This is a genomic window from Microbacterium umsixpiens (assembly GCF_053543675.1).
This window is the reverse complement of the sequence record NZ_JBLVOH010000227.1, coordinates 529-1,514: the sequence shown is the minus strand read 5'-3', so window position 1 is coordinate 1,514 and position 986 is coordinate 529. Positions and strand designations below refer to the sequence as shown.

The 986-nt window shown below is 66.0% G+C and carries 2 protein-coding genes; both read right to left on the bottom strand.

Annotated features, from left to right (window positions below; all coding sequences use genetic code 11):
- Window positions 1–335 (bottom strand): ABC transporter substrate-binding protein (locus ACNPM4_RS19045; RefSeq protein ID WP_448986778.1); only part of this gene is annotated, 335 nt, incomplete at its 3' end.
- Between the two features lie 144 nt (window positions 336–479).
- Window positions 480–986: EamA family transporter (locus ACNPM4_RS19040; protein WP_448986777.1), on the bottom strand; the 507-nt coding region annotated here is incomplete at its 5' end.

Below are 986 nucleotides of genomic sequence, written 5' to 3'. Positions count from 1 at the left end.
TGGAGGTTGGTGATCGACGTCTCGTACGCCTTGTTGTCGAGGTCGCCCTCGTCGGCGGTGGTGAGGTCGATGGTCACGCCGGCGTCGGCCTCGTTGATCTCGTTGACAGCCAGCTGCACGCCGGCTTCCATCGGAGCGCCGAGGAAGGCGAGCGAGCCGGTCGCGGGAAGCAGCGAGCCGAGCTTGAGCGTCAGATCGACGGCCGGCTTCTCACCGCCTTCGCTGGGCTCGGCGTTCGGCGTGCTGCTGCAGCCGGCGATGACGATGGCGGATGCGCTGATCAAAGCGATCCCTGCGAAGACCTTCGCGGTGCGCGAACCCTTCATTGCGTTCATGGTGCTCCCTTGCGTAACTGAACGTGGATTGTGACCACGGGCGGGTGCTCTAACACTAGGGCGTGATACCCGTCCACAGGGGGTGCAAGTATCTCGGTGCGTTAACGATCCGATACCGGGATTCCGGGCCGGAGAACCGCGGGTTCAGACGAGTTCGGGCTGCGCGATCCGGCGCCCTCGGCGGGCGGCGATCAGCAGGTCGACGACGAAGACGCCGATCGCGATCCAGACGATGATGAACCCGGCCCAGCGCTCCGGCGGCATCGGCTCGTGCAGGATCGCGACGCCGATGAGGAACTGCATCACCGGGGTGATGAACTGGATCATCCCGATCACCGTGAGGTTGATCCGACGGGTTCCCGCCGCGAACAGCAGCAGCGGCACGGCCGTCGCCACGCCGGCGAAGGCCAGCAGCACGGCGTGCACCCACCCGTTGCCGCCCATCGTGATGCCGGCGGGAGTCGTCGCGACCACGATCAGCTGCACGACCGCGATGGGGATCAGCCAGAACGATTCGAGGGTGAGACCGCTGACGGCGTCCACCGCCGGACCGATCTTCTTCTTGATGAGCCCGTAGACACCGAACGACGCGGTCAGCGAGAGCGCGATCCACGGAAAGGCGCGGTAGGCCACGATGATCACGACGACCGC